We start from the raw sequence: 236 nt of genomic DNA on the forward strand, positions 1-236 counted from the left end.
GACGACCAGAAGAAGAAAATGGCCGCCGGTCTGGACGATCCGAACAAGAACTACACGCTCGCCGAGCTGACGGAGCGCGGCGGCAAGGTGTACGCGGCGAACTGCGCCGTCTGTCACCAGCCGACGGGCAAGGGCGCGGGCGCGTTCCCGGCGCTCGACGGCAGCAAGGTCGCAAACGGCCCGCTCGCCGAGCATGTGAGCGTCGTCCTGAAGGGCAAGAACGCGATGCCGGCGTG

The 236-nt window shown here is 67.8% G+C and carries 1 protein-coding gene; it reads left to right on the forward strand.

Features of this window, described 5'->3' with window-relative positions; genetic code table 11:
* Window positions 1–236 (forward strand): c-type cytochrome (locus tag SB753_RS41360; protein WP_410805727.1); only part of this gene is annotated, 236 nt, incomplete at both ends.

The organism is Paraburkholderia sp. SIMBA_053 (genome assembly GCF_046534895.1).
GTDB classification, from domain to species: domain Bacteria; phylum Pseudomonadota; class Gammaproteobacteria; order Burkholderiales; family Burkholderiaceae; genus Paraburkholderia; species Paraburkholderia caledonica.